Origin of the sequence: Thermoactinomyces intermedius (assembly GCF_013912365.1) — a bacterium.
In the GTDB taxonomy this organism is placed as follows: domain Bacteria; phylum Bacillota; class Bacilli; order Thermoactinomycetales; family Thermoactinomycetaceae; genus Thermoactinomyces; species Thermoactinomyces intermedius.
In genome coordinates this window covers 1-1,079 of sequence record NZ_JACETT010000098.1, presented here as the reverse complement: position 1 = coordinate 1,079, position 1,079 = coordinate 1, and the positions used below count along the sequence as shown (strand labels likewise).

Below are 1,079 nucleotides of genomic sequence, written 5' to 3'. Positions count from 1 at the left end.
ATAAATATTAATATACAAAAAATAATATTTTTCACCCCTATTAAGAAGGAAAATCTTTGTATTGGTCGAATTATACTACAATTTTCTAAAAATAGGGGTGGGTTAAAATTTACGCTAAATTCGCTAAGTTATCCGCTTTGTCGTTGGCGCTGAGTCTTCTGTTCGTAGGAAATGCTTTTGCTTGGGACAAGATTTATTCAGATCAATGGAGTGGGCGTACATCTCCCACCTACGGCCCTTGGAAAGGATCAGTTTTTTCATATCATGATTTAGGAAGCACAGATATCGTCAAAGTCCAAGTTGAAAACGTCTCTTATAATTCAAGTAATATCGAATCTATACGAGGCAACTATTACAGTCATAATTATCGGCATGGTTTGGATATAACAGATGTAGGTACTGGAGGGAAAAATGGAGCTCCTCCTATGAGTTACAATGGCTTTTGGTATACAAATTACCCAGAACCTTATTTTGATGTTGATAACGACGATGGAGTATACGGGAATGAAGAAACAGAAGTTGTATGTCAAAAGGTGTTAGATATAAAAACGGGTGTTGCTTATGATTTTTATGTAGAATTTTATAATAGTATTAACCCAACGAATGTAGCAGGATATTTTGAGATAAATTCACATGAAAGTGAATATTGGCCTATTGTAGGCGAATATCAAACTAGGCACTATAGTAAGCCCCCATTACAGGATGCTTATTATAACACCCATTAGAAACGGAGGTCTCTAAAATGAAGAAAAAATGGATTATTTCTCTGGCATCTGTCCTGTCGGTAATAGGGTTGATCTCTGCTGGTTCATTGTACGCTGACCAAGAGTTTACAGAAGAGAAAGCTAAAGTGATAAAACAAGAAGATTTAGCTGAAGGGAATTTTGAATTAACTGCAAGCAATAAAACAAATTCAAAAGAGGTTGAAGTAGATGTCATACTTCAACAAGACTCTCCTACTCTAGAAGATCTTGAAGCATATCGGAATCAAATGCCTGGTTACTTCGAAACGTTGAAAAATAAAGGGCATGACAATATCCCTGTAACCGTAACTATGAAAGAGGCACTCTCCGCTCAAG

The 1,079-nt window shown here is 36.1% G+C and carries 2 protein-coding genes; both read left to right on the top strand.

From position 1 onward, the window contains the following. Positions 1 to 143 precede the first annotated feature (143 nt). Positions 144 to 725 carry a hypothetical protein gene (locus H1R82_RS14370; protein WP_138615159.1) on the top strand — a complete coding sequence of 194 codons (582 nt, stop codon included), beginning with the start codon at positions 144 to 146 and terminating at the stop codon, positions 723 to 725. Between the two features lie 17 nt (positions 726 to 742). Further along, on the top strand, positions 743 to 1,079 hold a 337-nt coding region (locus tag H1R82_RS14365), incomplete at its 3' end, for a hypothetical protein (protein ID WP_181821721.1).